This is a genomic window from Roseibium sp. MMSF_3544 (assembly GCF_030732845.1).
Taxonomy (GTDB): domain Bacteria; phylum Pseudomonadota; class Alphaproteobacteria; order Rhizobiales; family Stappiaceae; genus Roseibium.
In genome coordinates, this window is record NZ_JASHKA010000005.1 from 250639 (window position 1) to 265323 (window position 14685).

General features: G+C 56.4%; 14 protein-coding genes. 10 read left to right on the forward strand and 4 right to left on the reverse strand.

Annotated features, from left to right (window positions below; genetic code table 11):
- The first annotated feature begins 155 nt into the window (after nt 1–155).
- Both guaB and RBB47_RS09845 read left to right on the forward strand, forming a co-directional pair.
- Nucleotides 156–1658, forward strand: coding sequence for an IMP dehydrogenase (gene guaB, locus RBB47_RS09840; RefSeq protein WP_305985606.1), 1503 nt, complete (start codon nt 156–158; stop codon nt 1656–1658).
- 50 nt (nt 1659–1708) lie between these two features.
- Nucleotides 1709–3001, forward strand: coding sequence for an RsmB/NOP family class I SAM-dependent RNA methyltransferase (locus tag RBB47_RS09845; RefSeq protein ID WP_305985607.1), 1293 nt, complete (start codon nt 1709–1711; stop codon nt 2999–3001).
- A gap of 1 nt (nt 3002) precedes the next feature.
- Here the strand turns inward: RBB47_RS09845 and RBB47_RS09850 are convergent, their stop codons facing one another.
- Nucleotides 3003–4217: a lipopolysaccharide assembly protein LapB gene (locus RBB47_RS09850; RefSeq protein WP_305985608.1), complete on the reverse strand. Its 1215-nt coding sequence runs from the start codon at nt 4215–4217 to the stop codon at nt 3003–3005.
- Nucleotides 4218–4478: 261 nt separating this feature from the next.
- Between RBB47_RS09850 and guaA the strand changes: the two genes are divergently transcribed.
- The gene (gene guaA, locus RBB47_RS09855) at nt 4479–6035 is read left to right on the forward strand and encodes a glutamine-hydrolyzing GMP synthase (protein WP_305985609.1); all 1557 of its coding nucleotides are present in this window, start codon (nt 4479–4481) and stop codon (nt 6033–6035) included.
- A gap of 51 nt (nt 6036–6086) precedes the next feature.
- Entirely contained in the window at nt 6087–6563 is a 477-nt protein-coding gene (locus tag RBB47_RS09860) for a hypothetical protein (RefSeq protein ID WP_305985610.1), read from the forward strand.
- On the opposite strand, the gene RBB47_RS09865 is transcribed toward RBB47_RS09860, so the two are convergent.
- Nucleotides 6547–6879: a TraR/DksA C4-type zinc finger protein gene (locus RBB47_RS09865; RefSeq protein WP_305985611.1), complete on the reverse strand. Its 333-nt coding sequence runs from the start codon at nt 6877–6879 to the stop codon at nt 6547–6549. The genes RBB47_RS09860 and RBB47_RS09865 overlap by 17 nt on opposite strands.
- Before the next feature lie 165 nt (nt 6880–7044).
- Here RBB47_RS09865 and RBB47_RS09870 point away from each other — a divergent pair, with 165 nt between their 5' ends.
- On the forward strand, nt 7045–7422 hold the full coding sequence (locus tag RBB47_RS09870; RefSeq protein ID WP_305985612.1) for a hypothetical protein: 378 nt from the start codon (nt 7045–7047) through the stop codon (nt 7420–7422).
- A 14-nt stretch (nt 7423–7436) separates the two neighbouring features.
- Here the strand turns inward: RBB47_RS09870 and RBB47_RS09875 are convergent, their stop codons facing one another.
- A complete protein-coding gene (locus RBB47_RS09875) occupies nt 7437–8072 on the reverse strand; it encodes a MarC family protein (RefSeq protein ID WP_305985613.1) in 636 nt (211 codons plus the stop codon).
- A 283-nt stretch (nt 8073–8355) separates the two neighbouring features.
- On the opposite strand from RBB47_RS09875, the gene gyrA reads away from it, so the two are divergent.
- Complete coding sequence (gene gyrA / locus RBB47_RS09880; RefSeq protein WP_305985614.1) at nt 8356–11196, forward strand: DNA gyrase subunit A; 2841 nt, start codon at nt 8356–8358, stop codon at nt 11194–11196.
- Between the two features lie 94 nt (nt 11197–11290).
- Here gyrA and RBB47_RS09885 read toward each other — a convergent pair whose 3' ends face one another.
- Entirely contained in the window at nt 11291–11704 is a 414-nt protein-coding gene (locus RBB47_RS09885; protein ID WP_305985615.1) for a phosphopantetheine adenylyltransferase, read from the reverse strand.
- A 163-nt stretch (nt 11705–11867) separates the two neighbouring features.
- Here RBB47_RS09885 and coaD point away from each other — a divergent pair, with 163 nt between their 5' ends.
- From coaD to queA, 4 genes are all read left to right on the forward strand, one after another.
- Nucleotides 11868–12374 (forward strand): pantetheine-phosphate adenylyltransferase, encoded by a 507-nt coding sequence (gene coaD / locus RBB47_RS09890; RefSeq protein WP_305985616.1) that lies wholly within the window; start codon nt 11868–11870, stop codon nt 12372–12374.
- Nucleotides 12375–12412: 38 nt separating this feature from the next.
- Nucleotides 12413–12952 (forward strand): peptidylprolyl isomerase, encoded by a 540-nt coding sequence (locus tag RBB47_RS09895; RefSeq protein ID WP_305985617.1) that lies wholly within the window; start codon nt 12413–12415, stop codon nt 12950–12952.
- A gap of 44 nt (nt 12953–12996) precedes the next feature.
- Entirely contained in the window at nt 12997–13470 is a 474-nt protein-coding gene (locus RBB47_RS09900) for a peptidylprolyl isomerase (RefSeq protein WP_305985618.1), read from the forward strand.
- A 141-nt stretch (nt 13471–13611) separates the two neighbouring features.
- Entirely contained in the window at nt 13612–14685 is a 1074-nt protein-coding gene (gene queA / locus RBB47_RS09905) for a tRNA preQ1(34) S-adenosylmethionine ribosyltransferase-isomerase QueA (RefSeq protein ID WP_305985619.1), read from the forward strand.

Below are 14685 nucleotides of genomic sequence, written 5' to 3' on the forward strand. Positions count from 1 at the left end.
TAAGGACGTCCGAGCGGGAAAATGAGAGCCCTTTTCTTTCTGTCACCTGCGTGTTATTGACCCGCGCCAACTTCTCCGGCAACGCCGAAGCGACTCGATAGACGCAGACTTCGAATGCGAGCCTGCGTCTCCAGCTATTCAAAAGGGAATTGGCCATGGCATCTTTTTTTGTCCCGTCGACAGGACAACAAGCTCTGACATTCGATGATGTCCTGCTGATCCCCGGCCATTCGGAGGTCTTGCCCGGCGACGTCGACCTGAAAACAAAGGTCACCCGGGAACTTGAACTCAACATTCCGATCCTGTCTTCCGCCATGGACACGGTAACGGAAGGGCGCCTGGCAATTGCCATGGCACAAGCCGGAGGCATCGGTGTCATTCACCGTAACCTGACGCTGGACCAGCAGGCCGAAGAGGTCCGCATGGTCAAGAAGTTCGAGTCGGGCATGGTCGTCAATCCGCTCGTCATTGGTCCGGATGCGACCCTGCAGGACGCAAAAGACCTGATGGAGCGATTTGGGATTTCGGGCGTTCCGGTCGTTGAAAACGGCGGCACTGGAGGCCAGACCACCGGCAAACTTGTCGGGATCCTGACCAACAGGGACGTCCGGTTCGCGTCGGACCGGCAGCAAAAGATTCATGAACTGATGACCAGCGAAAACCTCGTGACCGTCAGTGACAATGTCAGCCAGGAAGATGCCAAACGCCTCTTGCATCAGAACCGGATCGAAAAACTCCTGGTCACAGATTCAGACAACAATTGTATTGGCCTAATCACCGTCAAGGATATGGAAAAGGCGAAGCTCAACCCGAATGCGTCAAAGGACAGTCAGGGCCGGCTTCGTGTGGCTGCTGCAACCAGCGTCGGGGAGGAGGGCTTTGCCCGGGCCGAACGTTTGATTGATGCAGGCGTTGATATGGTGGTTGTGGACACGGCACATGGCCATTCCCAGAAGGTGCTGGACATGGTCGGACAGGTGAAGAAACTGTCCAATTCCGTTCAGGTTCTGGCCGGGAACGTGGCGACTTCGGAAGGTACCAAGGCTTTGGTCGACGCCGGAGCCGATGCTGTCAAGGTTGGCATCGGCCCGGGGTCCATCTGCACGACCCGGATTGTCGCCGGCGTTGGGGTCCCGCAGCTCACGGCAATTATGGAATCGGTCAACGAAGCCGAAAAACACGGCGTTCCGGTTGTTGCCGATGGCGGCATCAAATACTCGGGCGACCTAGCCAAGGCTATCGCTGCGGGGGCTGCCTCCGTCATGGTTGGATCGCTCCTTGCCGGCACGGAGGAAAGCCCGGGAGAAGTCTACCTGCACCAGGGCAGGTCTTATAAGTCCTACCGGGGCATGGGATCGGTCGGTGCAATGGCAAGGGGATCTGCAGACCGTTACTTCCAGGCGGAAGTCCGCGACAGTCTCAAGCTCGTTCCTGAAGGCATTGAAGGCCAGGTGCCCTACAAGGGCGTGTTGAGCAGTGTTCTGCATCAGCTGGCAGGAGGTCTTCGTGCAGCGATGGGGTATGTCGGTGGCCAGAACATTCAGGACTTTCAGGACAAGGCCCGGTTCGTACAGATATCCGGAGCCGGCCTTCGGGAAAGCCACGCTCATGACGTAACAATCACGCGTGAAAGCCCGAACTATCCTTCCAACATTTAACCTGTTCTTGCGGTCTGAGGTGAAGCCTTGGACCGCACCAAAGGATCAACATGAAAGACGGCGGACGCCTGGCGGCTGCAATTGAAGTCCTGAGCGAGGTGGAAAGCCGCCACAGGCCGGCACAGGTCGCACTCAGGGACTGGGGAACGTCCCACCGGTTCGCCGGATCTGGCGACAGAACCGTGATCGGCAATCTCGTCTTTGATGCATTGCGGAACAAGGCCTCGCTCGCGGCACGGATGAAGAGCGATCAGCCAAGAGCGCTTGTACTTGGAACTTACGCGCTGACCTGGAACAAGGGTGTTGAGGCGGTCGTTTCCGCCATTTCCGAAGACCGGCACGCGCCCGAACCGCTCGAGGCCAGCGAGATGTCGGCGCTCGGCGAGGACAACACGAAAGACATGCCTGCTGTCGCGAAGGCCGATGTTCCCGACTGGTTGTGGCCTGCGTTTACCACCGCCTTTGGAGACGCCGCCGTAGACGAAGGCAGTGCGCTTGCGGCCCGCGCACCCGTGGATCTACGGACCAACACTTTGAAGTCCGACCGGGACAAGGTCCTGAAGCGGTTGGCACATACACAAGCCGTTGCAGCGAAACTGTCTCCGCTCGGGATTCGAATTGACGCCAAGCCAGGTCTCGGGCGCATGCCCCACGTACAGGCCGAAGAAGGATATCGGAAAGGCTGGTTCGAACTCCAGGACGAGGCCAGCCAGTTGGCTGCGATCCTGGCTCAGGCTGCACCGGGTGAACAGGTTCTTGACTATTGTGCCGGAGGGGGCGGCAAAACGCTGGCGCTTGCCGCATCCATGCAGAACAAGGGACAGCTTTACGCCTACGATGCCGACAGGTTGCGCCTTGCGCCCATCCATGAACGTCTGCAAAGGGCAGGCGTGCGCAACATTCAGGTTCGCGATCCCGCCAGTTCGTCGCTCGAGGATCTAAACGGCCAGATGGATCTGGTATTTATCGATGCACCTTGCACAGGAACAGGTGTTTGGCGCCGCAGACCGGATTCAAAATGGCGCCTTACGGAAAAGGCGCTGGCTGACCGGATTCAGGATCAGCGTGACGTGCTCGAACATGCCGCCGATTATGTGAAGCCGGGCGGACGCCTGGTCTATGTGACCTGTTCGGTGCTGCCCGGTGAAAACCAGGCTCAGGTGGACTGGTTCTTGGAGAAAAACAACGGTTTCCAGCCAAAAAGTGTTGCTGATGCCTGGCAAACGCTTTTGCCGGGAGCAGCACCCCCCACTTACATCACCGAACGCGGTGAAATTTTGCTGACACCGGCCTCGACAGAAACAGACGGTTTTTTTGTCTCAATGCTGGAGCGGCAAGCCTGAATTAGGTGCGGTCGCGTCGTTGGAGCCCGAGCACGTTGGGCTGAGCCTCTTTGTGTGACAACGGTTTGGGCACCGGCTTTTGCAATTCGGAACGTGGTTCGGTGATGTCTGTTGTCTCTGAACGCGTAACAGAACGTTCTTCGTTGCCTGACAAACCCGCTTCGCGCTGTCCCAAACTCTCAGATTCGCTTGCCGCTGCCGTCGCTTGTGAAGCGGTCTCGAGCGAACGCATCACCTTGATCTGATGCTCGGCGATCAAGCCTTCGGCAAGTTTTCTTGTTTTGTCATCGAGCGCCTTTCCGGCGGCAATTCCGGTCAACACGCCGCGAGCCTCTTCGGGAAATTTGAGCGCGGCCAACGCAGCACCAATTGCGTTGAGAGGATCAGCTGCACGCGTGTCGAGAATGTGGGCATCAAGGGAATACTTGAGCGCCTGAATCAGGTCTCCGCGTTTTCTGGCAAGCACACTCAGTCGCACAAGAACCGATTGAGAGTCCGGTTGAAGCTTCAGCGCCGCTTCACCGGCTTCATACGCATCGTCCAGGGCGCCTTTGCCTGCAAGGGCATCTGACAGGATCTCAAGTGGCAATGGATCGGCCGGTGCTACTTCGTTCGCCCTGATTGTGAGTTCGATCACCTCGTCATAGCGTTTTCTCAACTGGAGAACGTCTGCGAGACCCAGCAGCGATTCAAAATGGGACGGATCCGCCTTGAGCGCCTTGCGGTAGGCGGCGATTGAAGCAGCGCTTTGCCCCGTCTTTGCCTGCGTTTGTGCAAAGAGTGAAAGTACGGCCGGAGAATCAGGGAGCAGATTGATGAGTTGTTTTGCAGGTGCCAATGCGTCAGCGGGTTTGCCTGCTTTTAGGTAGACGCTCGCGAGGCCATAGAGTGCGTTGCGATTTTCAGGAACGTGCGCGAGTACATCCTTGAAGTTTTGCAGGGCGTTTTCGCTATCGCCGAGCAGCAACTGGCAATTTCCAAGGCTCGCGCGTGCATTCAGATTATCAGGTTCGGCAAAGACGATGCGACGCAATTGCGATTGCGCTTCTTCAAGATAACCCGCCTGCAGCAGCGCGGATGCCGTCTTGTAGGCGATCTCCGAATCTTGTGGGGAAAGCTCCTGGGCCTTTAGGTAAGAGACAAGTGCCTTGTCGAGATTTCCCGACTGCTCCAGGGCTAGTGCTTCCTCGAACACCGTGCGGGCGTTTGCGGTCATTTCATATCCGATGCGTTGAAGACCCGATCCATGCCCGATCCATTGATGTGATTTTTGCGGTTGCCCAAATTTTAGGGAGCAGTGGGCAGCGGGTCAAAATGGAAATTCAGCCGTGCACAGCTTGTCGTTCTATCCGGTCGCGAGAGTGTCAGCCGTACAGGCGCGCAAATCGGCGCTGTGACCTTAGATTTTCCTGTGCGAGATGCGTTTCAAAGCCATATCCTGCTTCTCTTTGAAAGTCAGACCGGTTAGAAGCTGCGCATGACCCATCATGATCGCCTTCTCATCATAGACTTCGGCTCCCAGGTGACCCAGCTCATCGCCCGGCGCCTGCGTGAATTGAGTGTCTATTGCGAAATTCACCCATTTCAGAACGTTACTGACGCATTCATTGCGGAGTTCAAACCGAAGGCAGTGATTTTTTCCGGTGGCCCGTCATCTGTCTTCGCTGACGGAGCACCGATGCCGCCAAAATCGGTGTTTGAGTTAGGTGTCCCGATCCTGGGTATCTGCTATGGCCAGCAGGTCATGATGCACTTGCTCGGCGGCAAGGTTGAACGAGGTCATGGAACCGCAGAATTCGGCAGGACCTATGTTACGCCAAAGGACACGCAACTGGCGCTGCTTGAAGGCTGGTTCGATGACGATCGGGAACAGGTCTGGATGAGCCACGGCGACCACGTAAGTGAGATCGCGCCAGGCTTCGATGTTTACGGCACCTCGCCGAATGCACCCTTTGCGATCACCGCCGACACCCAACGGAAATTCTTCGCAGTTCAATTCCACCCGGAAGTGCACCACACGCCGAACGGTAAGAAGCTCTACGAAAATTTCGTTCGCCTGTCTGGCTTTACCGGCGACTGGACGATGGGTGCCTATCGCGACGATGCGATTGCCAAGATCCGTGAACAGGTCGGCGACAAGAAGGTCATTTGCGGCCTGTCCGGAGGCGTCGACAGCTCGGTCGCGGCGGTTCTGATCCATGAAGCGATTGGCGATCAACTGACGTGCGTGTTCGTCGATCATGGCCTGCTTCGGCTCAATGAAGCAGACGAAGTGGTGTCCATGTTTCGCGATCACTACAACATTCCGCTGATCCATGCGGATGAAACAGACTTGTTTCTTAATGCCCTTGAAGGGGTGTCTGATCCCGAAACGAAGCGCAAGACGATCGGCAAACTGTTTATCGACGTATTTCAAAAATACGCCAACGAGATCGACGGCGCCGAGTTTCTGGCCCAGGGAACGCTTTATCCCGACGTCATTGAAAGTGTCAGCTTTTCCGGAGGGCCGTCCGTCACCATCAAGTCTCACCACAATGTGGGTGGACTGCCGGAGAAGATGGGCTTGAAACTGGTTGAGCCGCTTCGCGAACTGTTCAAGGACGAGGTGAGGGCGCTCGGACGTGAACTTGGTCTGCCGGATCACTTTATCGGTCGGCACCCGTTCCCCGGTCCGGGACTTGCAATCCGCTGCCCGGGCGAGATTACGCGCGACAAGCTTGAAATTTTGCGCCGGGCGGATGCCGTCTATATCGACCAGATACGCAAGCATGGTCTTTATGATGACATCTGGCAGGCGTTTGTTGCGATTCTACCCGTGCGCACAGTTGGGGTCATGGGCGACGACCGGACCTACGACTATGCTTGCGCATTGCGGGCTGTCACGTCCGTCGACGGAATGACCGCGGACTATTTTCCTTTCAGCCACGAGTTCCTTGGTGAAACGGCGACGCGCATCATCAATGAGGTGCAAGGAATAAACCGGGTTACCTACGACATCACCTCCAAGCCTCCGGGCACGATCGAGTGGGAGTAACTTTCAATCGAGTTCTCACCGGATTGCAGCTCATGTGCCGCGCTTTGTTGCGTGGTCTTTGCCTTTGACAAATCGGAGTCCTTCGGCATCGACAAGAATGCGGGAGAAGTCTGTCCTCATCTGACAGCTGCCGATCGATGTGGAATATTCGCTCTGAGGGAAGATCGCGGCTTCAAGGGATGCATCACTTATGACTGCTATGGCGCCGGTCAGCGTGTAACCCAAGAGGTCTTCGAGGGAAGAAGCTGGCGGGACGATCCTGCTTTGAAGGCGCTCATGGGGGAAGCGCTCTCTGTCATGCGCCGGATTCACGAACTTCTCCTGTTGCTGCAATCCGCAAAGCAGTTTCCGTTAACCGGTAGCGAGAAGGCAGAACTTGTGAAGTGGGAGCAAAAGTTGATCCCGGAAACTGCGTGGACACAAGCAGGCCTTCGCGCGTTTCCATTGGATACAACCACGCGCGGCGTGAAGACCTTCCTGGAAACGTTGCGTCACCACGTTACGTCGCTTGCTACTGGGCACACTTGATACAAAACGCGGCCGCCGGGTCGACCTCTAGACGCTTTTCGGCGATTTCCTCATCGCAGCCAACGCAGTATCCGTAGTCGCCATCGTCAAGTCGCTTCAAGGCAGCCGATATTTTCTGGATATCAGCACGCCGTTGCCGTTCTGAGGCCTGTGCCATCGCCTGACCCTGCAGCGCATCCATGCGCGAAAGCCTGCCAACGGACTGTTGGTCGAGTGTGACCGTCGCTCTCGCGTCTTCAGAGAGTTCGCTATAAGATTCAAGTTCTTGTTTGAGAGCCATGAGCCGGTCGCGCACGGTCTTTTCATCAAACGGCATTTGTTTCCTCCAGCTAAAACAATGGAGAAAGCGGACCCAATACGCAAGCAGGGGAAATTCTGCAGCTTTGACGGGTTTCAAAGAAAGAAACGCATGACGTATTCGTGACTTTGTATCGGCGGCAACCGTTTGCAAGGATGCGCGACACTTCAAGGAGTTAGACATATGAATTTGCGAAAGATCCTGCGCCTTGCCACTATGCTGACCGCGATTATTGGGTTCCACGCGCCAGCCAGTGCAGGGGATGTTGAAATCGTCGAAGCAACGGCCAGGAAGAGCGGCGACAACTGGACGTTTTCAGTAACACTCAAACATGGCGACACCGGCTGGGATCATTACGCGGATCTCTGGCAGGTCTATGCGCCTGACGGCACGCTTTTGGGGGAACGTGTTCTTTTGCATCCCCATGTCGAAGAGCAGCCGTTCACACGTTCGCTATCCGGCGTTGTTGTTCCTGACGACCTTGACGAAGTCGTCATCCGGGCAAGGGACACCGTTCACGGCGTGTCGCCTCAGGAATACAGGCTCAAGTTGCCTCGTTAGGCCATGAGTGTGCTTTAGCCACCCATCAACGTGAGCACACCATCGGCGACGAATTGAACCGAAAGTGCAGCCAACAAGACACCCAGCAGACGCGTGATGACGAGCTGCGCAGTTTCGCCAAGCAACCGCTCCAGCTTGTCTGCAACGAGAAACGCACCCAAACAGCTAAGTAGGATGATCGCGATCACACCGCCAAGACCGGCATAGCTCACAGTATCCGGCGCCTGGCTTGAAAGAAGAATAATGGCGGAAATCGTCGCCGGGCCCGAAATCAGCGGGATCGCCAGTGGAAAGATGGCAATTTCATTGACGGTACCGTGGTGTCCCTGCGCCTCGACGGCCTTTTCTGCCGTCTCTGCTTTTCGTTCCTGTCTCTTGCCGAAGACCATTTCAATTGCGATCAGGAAAAGCAGGATGCCGCCGGCGACGCGAAAGGCTGACACGGAAATACCAAGCACATTGAGGACGGTCTGACCGGAAGCATAAAAGATCAGGAGAATGCCTGCCGCCGTAAGCGTCGCCCTTATCGCAACTTTTCGCCGGTCTGCCTGGCTCATCCCGGCGGTGACAGCCAGAAACATAGGCGCCAAACCGACTGGATCGATAGTCACGAAAAGGGTCGCAAATGCGTTGATGAAATAGTCGACCATTTCGGGTCATTTCCTTGAAAGCAGACATTGTTGAAACAGCAGATTGAAGCCTGCTTCGGGAGGGTATCACACAGCCTTGCAACGTGCCGTTTGAGGCTTGGATTCGGCCTTGTTACAGCGGTTTGAAGGCGACCGCGACCTGCTTTTGGCAAATCATTTTACAGCCCTGTGAATACTCTCCTTAAAGTACTGAAACAAAATGTCTTTTAGCTACGCGGAAAACCACTTCAAATTTGGCCCGCGCACTTGAATCGGCTATAAAAGAGGCAGCAATAACAATGAAATGAGTTCTTCTTTGGCTGACCAGGACAACAGCACCCCTTCAGACGGTTTGCCGTCCGATATCAAACCGGTCTCCATCGTCGATGAAATGAAGCGCAGCTATCTCGATTACGCCATGAGCGTGATCGTGTCCCGTGCGCTTCCCGACGTGAGAGACGGCCTGAAACCGGTTCACCGACGCATTCTCTATTCGATGCACGAAAACGGCTATGAGTGGAACAAGCCGTATCGAAAATCCGCGCGTGTCGTCGGCGATGTCATGGGTAAATATCACCCACATGGCGATAGTGCGATCTATGACGCCCTGGTGCGTATGGCGCAGGATTTCTCACTGCGTCTGCCGCTGATCGACGGGCAGGGCAATTTCGGTTCTGTTGACGGTGATCCTGCCGCAGCCATGCGTTACACCGAATGCCGCCTTGAAAAGGTTGCCCATAAACTCTTGGACGATATCGACAAGGAAACCGTCGATTTCCAGGAAAACTACGACAACTCGGAAAGCGAACCGGTCGTTTTGCCGGCGAAATTTCCGAACCTTCTCGTCAACGGTGCCGGCGGTATTGCCGTCGGCATGGCGACCAATATCCCGCCACACAATCTGGGCGAAGTGATCGATGCAGCCATCGCTGTCATGGAAAACCCGGCAATGACGCTCGGCGAGCTCATGGAAATCGTGCCTGGACCCGATTTCCCGACGGGTGCCATGATTCTTGGCCGTTCTGGTATCCGCAATGCCTATGAGACGGGTCGCGGTTCGATCGTGATGCGGGCAAAGGTCGATATCGAGGAAGTCCGCAAAGACCGCAACGCCTTGATCGTCACGGAGATTCCCTACCAGGTCAACAAATCGACCATGATCGAGAAGATCGCTGAACTTGTGCGCGACAAGCGCATCGAGGGGATCTCCGACATTCGCGACGAAAGCGACCGGTCTGGCATGCGCGTCGTGATCGAACTGAAGCGCGACGCAGTGCCTGATGTTGTGCTCAACCAGCTCTATCGCTTCAGCCAGCTGCAAACGTCGTTCGGCGCAAACATGGTTGCATTGAATGGCGGTAAACCGGAACAGCTCAATCTGTCCGACATGCTGCGCGCCTTCGTTGCCTTCCGTGAAGAGGTTGTGCAGCGCCGGACGCGTTATCTCCTCAAGAAAGCACGAGACCGGGCTCACATATTGGTCGGCCTCGGCATTGCGGTCGCAAATATTGACGAAGTCATTCACCTGATCCGAACCGCACCCGATCCGGCAACTGCACGGGCGCAGTTGATGGAGCGAGACTGGCCGGCGCGCGACGTCGAGCCGCTGATCCGGCTGATCGACGATCCTCGCCATCAGGTGCAGGAGGACGGCACTTACAAGCTGTCCGAGGAACAGGCCCGGGCCATCCTGGACCTGCGTCTGCAGCGCCTGACGGCTCTCGGCCGCGACGAAATCGACGATGAGCTGAAAAAGATCGGTGCGGAGATTTCCGACTTTCTGGACATTCTGCGCTCACGTGCACGCATCCAGGACATTGTCCGGAGCGAGATGCTGGAAATCAAGGAAGAGTTCGCAACGCCGCGCCGCACGGAGATCGTCGAGGGTGGTGCCGATTTTGACGACGAAGACCTGATCCAGCGCGAAGACATGGTCGTGACCTTCTCACATGGCGGTTACATCAAAAGGGTGCCCCTTGCGACCTACCGGGCACAGCACCGTGGCGGCAAGGGCAGAGCCGGCATGGCGACGAAGGACGAGGATTTCGTCACGCGTCTCTTCGTTGCCAATACGCACACGCCCGTTCTGTTCTTCTCCTCGCGCGGCATCTGTTACAAGATGAAGGTCTGGCGATTACCGTTGGGTGGGCCCACGTCCCGCGGCAAGGCACTTGTCAACATGTTGCCTCTCGAACAGGGCGAACAGATCACCTCCATCCTGCCATTGCCGGAAGACGAGGACAGCTGGGCCAATCTCGACGTGATGTTCGCAACCGTGCGCGGCACGGTTCGCCGCAACAAGCTCTCCGACTTCGTGAATATCAACCGTAACGGCAAGATTGCGATGAAGCTGGAGGAAGGCGACGGCATCGTCGGGGTGGACACCTGTTCGGAGCACGCCGATGTCATGCTGACGACGAATTCCGGTCAATGTATCCGCTTCCCGGTGACCGATGTCCGCGTGTTTGCGGGACGGAACTCCGTCGGCGTTCGCGGTATCCGCCTTGCTGATGAAGATCGGGTCATTTCGATGCAGATCCTGCATCACATTGACGTAGACGCCGAGGAAAGGGCTGCGTATCTGAAACTCTCCCGCGCCATGCGCGGCGAAGCTGACGAAAACGGCAACGGGGCCGATGAAGACGGCGTCGTCGCGGGTGATTTGCCGCAGGAACGCTATGCACAGATGAGCGCAGCGGAACAGATCATCCTGACGGTATCAGAAAACGGCTACGGCAAACGGACATCGTCGTTTGAGTACCGGGTGACAGGACGCGGTGGCAAAGGCATTACAGCTATGGCCGTGAACGACCGAAACGGTGGATTGGTTGCATCGTTCCCGGTCGAGGAGAGCCACCAGATCATGCTGGTAACCGATGGGGGGCAGTTGATCAGATGCCCGGTCGACGGGATCCGCATCGCCGGAAGAGCCACTCAGGGCGTGATTGTCTTCAAGACCGCTTCCGACGAGAAGGTCGTGGCCGTTGAAGGCATTTCGGAAGTTGAGGATGAAGAAGACCTTTCCGGCGAAGAGCAGGAAGGGACTGAAATCAGCGGCGATGCAGCCGGAGATGCGGACGGCAGTGGCCCGTCTTCAGATGAAGGAAATGACGGAGACGGCGAAACCGGGGATTCCGAGACCTGATACGGAAACCGTCTTCTAAAACGACAACAGCGGCCAGGGTGGAACCTGAGCCGCTGTTTGCCGTTTACGGGGAGTAGTTTGGAGGTAGTCTAATTCAGTTGGTGGTCGGGAACCGTGCGAGAATGGTTTCGTTTACGCTCGGTGCCTTCTGTTCGACAGTAACGAAGGAAACGTTACGAACCTTGTTGGCGCCAGTCAGCGAGGCTGCACATTCTTCGCTCCAAGCACCCCATGCCTGGGCGTCGCAAGAAGCGGAAGTCTTTGAAACCGCGACGCGATCGGACTTGGTGGTCGCCAGACCCTGGGTTGCCAGACTGGTGAGGCCTTCAGCCTGCGAAGCATTGCTCGGATGCATGCTCATCATGCCGGCGGCGATCATCGTCAGAAGTGCCAGAACAAAAATGGCTGCCATTTTGAAATGAACGGCCGGGTCTTTGGCTTTGGCCTGAATAGCAAAGGACGGCGCCTTGTTGCTGGCGGTCGGGTTGGATGTAACGTAGCTCCTCATGATTCTGTTTCCTGCTCACACCTTGTTTTCGATGAACTCACCTTGGACCATTGCTGAAAAGACTTATGTGATGTCGGTCACACAATGTCGCGCAGGCATAAAAATCCAGAATTGCCGGGTGTTTTCCTTGTGACCCGCCTGAAGGCAGAGTATGGAAATGGCCATGACACGTATTGCGCTTTATCCCGGATCGTTTGACCCGGTCACTAACGGCCACATGGATATTTTGCATCAGGCGCTTGCTCTTGCCGACAAGGTCGTGGTTGCCATCGGCATCCATCCCGGCAAGACCCCCTTGTTCACATTCGAAGAGCGTCTCGATCTCATTCATGAATCTGCTCGGGCAGAATACGGTGCCCAAGAAGCAGAGCGGATCGAAGTGATTTCCTTTTCAAACCTGGTCATCGACACGGCGCGTCAGCAGGGGGCGGCGTATCTGGTCCGCGGTCTGAGGGACGGGACAGATCTTGACTATGAAATGCAGATGGCTGGCATGAATGGTACCTTGGCGCCCGATATCAGGACGGTTTTTCTGCCGGCCTCTCCAAATGTGCGCCACATCACGGCCACCTTGGTAAGGCAAATCGCCAAAATGGGCGGAGAAATCTCCGCGTTCGTTCCGGAACCTGTCGCAGAACCGCTGCGATTGCGTGCACGACCGGACAATTGAAAGCCAATTTTCTCTGACCTGAACTTTAGGAGTCCCCAGTGTCACGAATTCTTGCAGTTTGCGCCGTTCTGGCGTCGTTTCTATTGCTTCCCGCCGTTTCAAGTGCCCAGGGCACTGATGCTGAAAATACCCTCTACCTGGATCTGAAGGACGGCCGTGTCGTGATCCAGCTTCGCCCGGACCTTGCACCGAACCATGTTGAGCGCATCAAGAAACTGACGCGCGATGGCTTCTATGACGGCATCGTCTTTCACCGGGTGATCGATGGCTTCATGGCGCAGACCGGTGACCCGACCGGGACCGGTATGGGTGGTTCGGAAGAACCGGATCTTGCTGCCGAGTTCTCGAATGCTCCGTTCAAGCGCGGAACGCTTGGTATGGCCAGAGCGGCCAGTCCGAACAGTGCAAACTCTCAGTTTTTTATCATGTTCGCGGATGGCGACTGGCTGAACGGGCAGTACACCGTGTTCGGTGAAGTCGTTGACGGCATGGACGTGATCGACAAGATCACCCGCGGTGAGCCACCCGCAAACCCGGACAAGATCGTCAAGATGCAGGTTGCGGCAGACGCCCAGTAAGCCAAGTACCGCACAGCCCCAAATAATGACCCAAGGAGACAGAAATGGCTGAAATCAAGGATGCCGAAAACACCCTTCTCATGGAAACGAGCAAGGGACCGATCGTGATTGAAATGAAACCGGATCTTGCGCCGGGACATGTTGCCCGCATCAAGGAACTCGTGCGCGACGGATTTTATGACGGCATCGTCTTTCATCGGGTCATCGATGGTTTCATGGCTCAGACCGGATGCCCTCAAGGCACCGGCACCGGCGGTTCAGGCCAGAAACTCCAGGCTGAATTCAGCCAGGAAAAGCACGTACGCGGCACTTGCTCGATGGCCCGGGCGATGGATCCGAATTCCGGCGACAGCCAGTTCTTTATCTGCTTCACCGATGCTCCGTGGCTCGATGGCCAGTACACCGTTTGGGGTCAAGTGATCGACGGCATGGACAACGTTGACCAGATCAAACGCGGGGAGCCCGTGGTTGATCCGGACAACATTGTTTCGCTGAAAGTGGCCGCGGACGCGGAATAACTCTGCTTTTCAGACACTTAGACGGCGCGGAAATCTTTCCGCGCCGCTTTGCTTTGCGCCGTGTGCAACGCGTGTTGACCTAGCTAGCAACGGCCTATATGAGCCGACCATCCCATAACAACTGGACAAATCTGTAACGCCATGCGCGTCGACGAATTCGATTTTGACCTGCCGAATGAACGCATTGCCTTGCGGCCGATCCGTCCGCGCGATGCGGCTCGCATGCTCGTGGTCAAGCCGGGACATGAAAACCCGCTTCAAGACAAAGGGGTACGTGACTTACCGGCATTGCTGCAGCCGGGGGATGCGCTTGTTTTCAACGATACCAAAGTCATCCCGGCCCATCTGGAAGGTCATCGACTGCGCGGAGACATAAAGGCGAACATTACTGCAACGCTTCATTTGCGCGAAGCGCCTGATCGGTGGCGAGCCTTCGCGCGGCCGGCCAAGAAGCTGAAGGTCGCAGACAAGCTGATTTTTGAAAGTGCGGACGCCCGCCTGACAGCGACGGTGACCGAGAAATTCGAGGGTGGTGAAGTTGTCCTGGTATTCGACCAGACCGGCGCGGATCTCGATATTGCCATTGCGTCGGTCGGCCACGTCCCGCTTCCACCCTATATCGCTCACAAGCGCGGCGAGGATGAACAGGACCGTCAGGACTATCAGACCATCTTTGCAGAAAAAGAGGGCGCAGTCGCAGCACCCACGGCCGGATTGCATTTTACTCCGGAGTTGCTGGCGGCTTTGGGGGAGCGGGGTATAGAGCAACACCGCGTAACCCTTCATGTCGGTGCCGGTACGTTCCTTCCTGTGAAGGCGGATGACACCTCAGACCACAAGATGCATGCGGAATGGGGCGAGATCTCCGAAGCGACTGCCGAAGCCTTGTTGGCTGTCAGGGCAAGGGGAAACAAGGTCGTCAGTGTCGGGACGACTTCTTTGAGAATCCTGGAAAGCGCGGCACAAAAGAATGGGACGATCTCGCCATTTCGAGGCGAAACGTCGATCTTTATCACGCCAGGTTACCGGTTCCGGGCGATCGATGCCCTGATGACCAACTTCCATTTGCCCAGATCGACACTCTTCATGCTGGTGTCTGCACTGTCCGGACTTGAAACCATGCACGGCGCTTACTCTCACGCAATCGGGAATCAATACCGTTTTTACAGTTATGGCGATGCTTCGCTGCTGTTTCCCGCGCCAACCGGTCAATAG

What these genes read in the sequence shown, in the direction of transcription:
- guaB (WP_305985606.1), top strand. Translation starts at nt 156, where the DNA reads ATGGCATCTTTTTTTGTCCCGTCGACAGGACAACAAGCTCTGACATTC.
- RBB47_RS09845 (WP_305985607.1), top strand. Translation starts at nt 1,709, where the DNA reads ATGAAAGACGGCGGACGCCTGGCGGCTGCAATTGAAGTCCTGAGCGAG.
- RBB47_RS09850 (WP_305985608.1), bottom strand. Translation starts at nt 4,217, where the DNA reads ATGACCGCAAACGCCCGCACGGTGTTCGAGGAAGCACTAGCCCTGGAG.
- guaA (WP_305985609.1), top strand. Translation starts at nt 4,479, where the DNA reads ATGACCCATCATGATCGCCTTCTCATCATAGACTTCGGCTCCCAGGTG.
- RBB47_RS09865 (WP_305985611.1), bottom strand. Translation starts at nt 6,879, where the DNA reads ATGCCGTTTGATGAAAAGACCGTGCGCGACCGGCTCATGGCTCTCAAA.
- RBB47_RS09870 (WP_305985612.1), top strand. Translation starts at nt 7,045, where the DNA reads ATGAATTTGCGAAAGATCCTGCGCCTTGCCACTATGCTGACCGCGATT.
- RBB47_RS09875 (WP_305985613.1), bottom strand. Translation starts at nt 8,072, where the DNA reads ATGGTCGACTATTTCATCAACGCATTTGCGACCCTTTTCGTGACTATC.
- gyrA (WP_305985614.1), top strand. Translation starts at nt 8,356, where the DNA reads ATGAGTTCTTCTTTGGCTGACCAGGACAACAGCACCCCTTCAGACGGT.
- RBB47_RS09885 (WP_305985615.1), bottom strand. Translation starts at nt 11,704, where the DNA reads ATGAGGAGCTACGTTACATCCAACCCGACCGCCAGCAACAAGGCGCCG.
- coaD (WP_305985616.1), top strand. Translation starts at nt 11,868, where the DNA reads ATGACACGTATTGCGCTTTATCCCGGATCGTTTGACCCGGTCACTAAC.
- RBB47_RS09900 (WP_305985618.1), top strand. Translation starts at nt 12,997, where the DNA reads ATGGCTGAAATCAAGGATGCCGAAAACACCCTTCTCATGGAAACGAGC.
- queA (WP_305985619.1), top strand. Translation starts at nt 13,612, where the DNA reads ATGCGCGTCGACGAATTCGATTTTGACCTGCCGAATGAACGCATTGCC.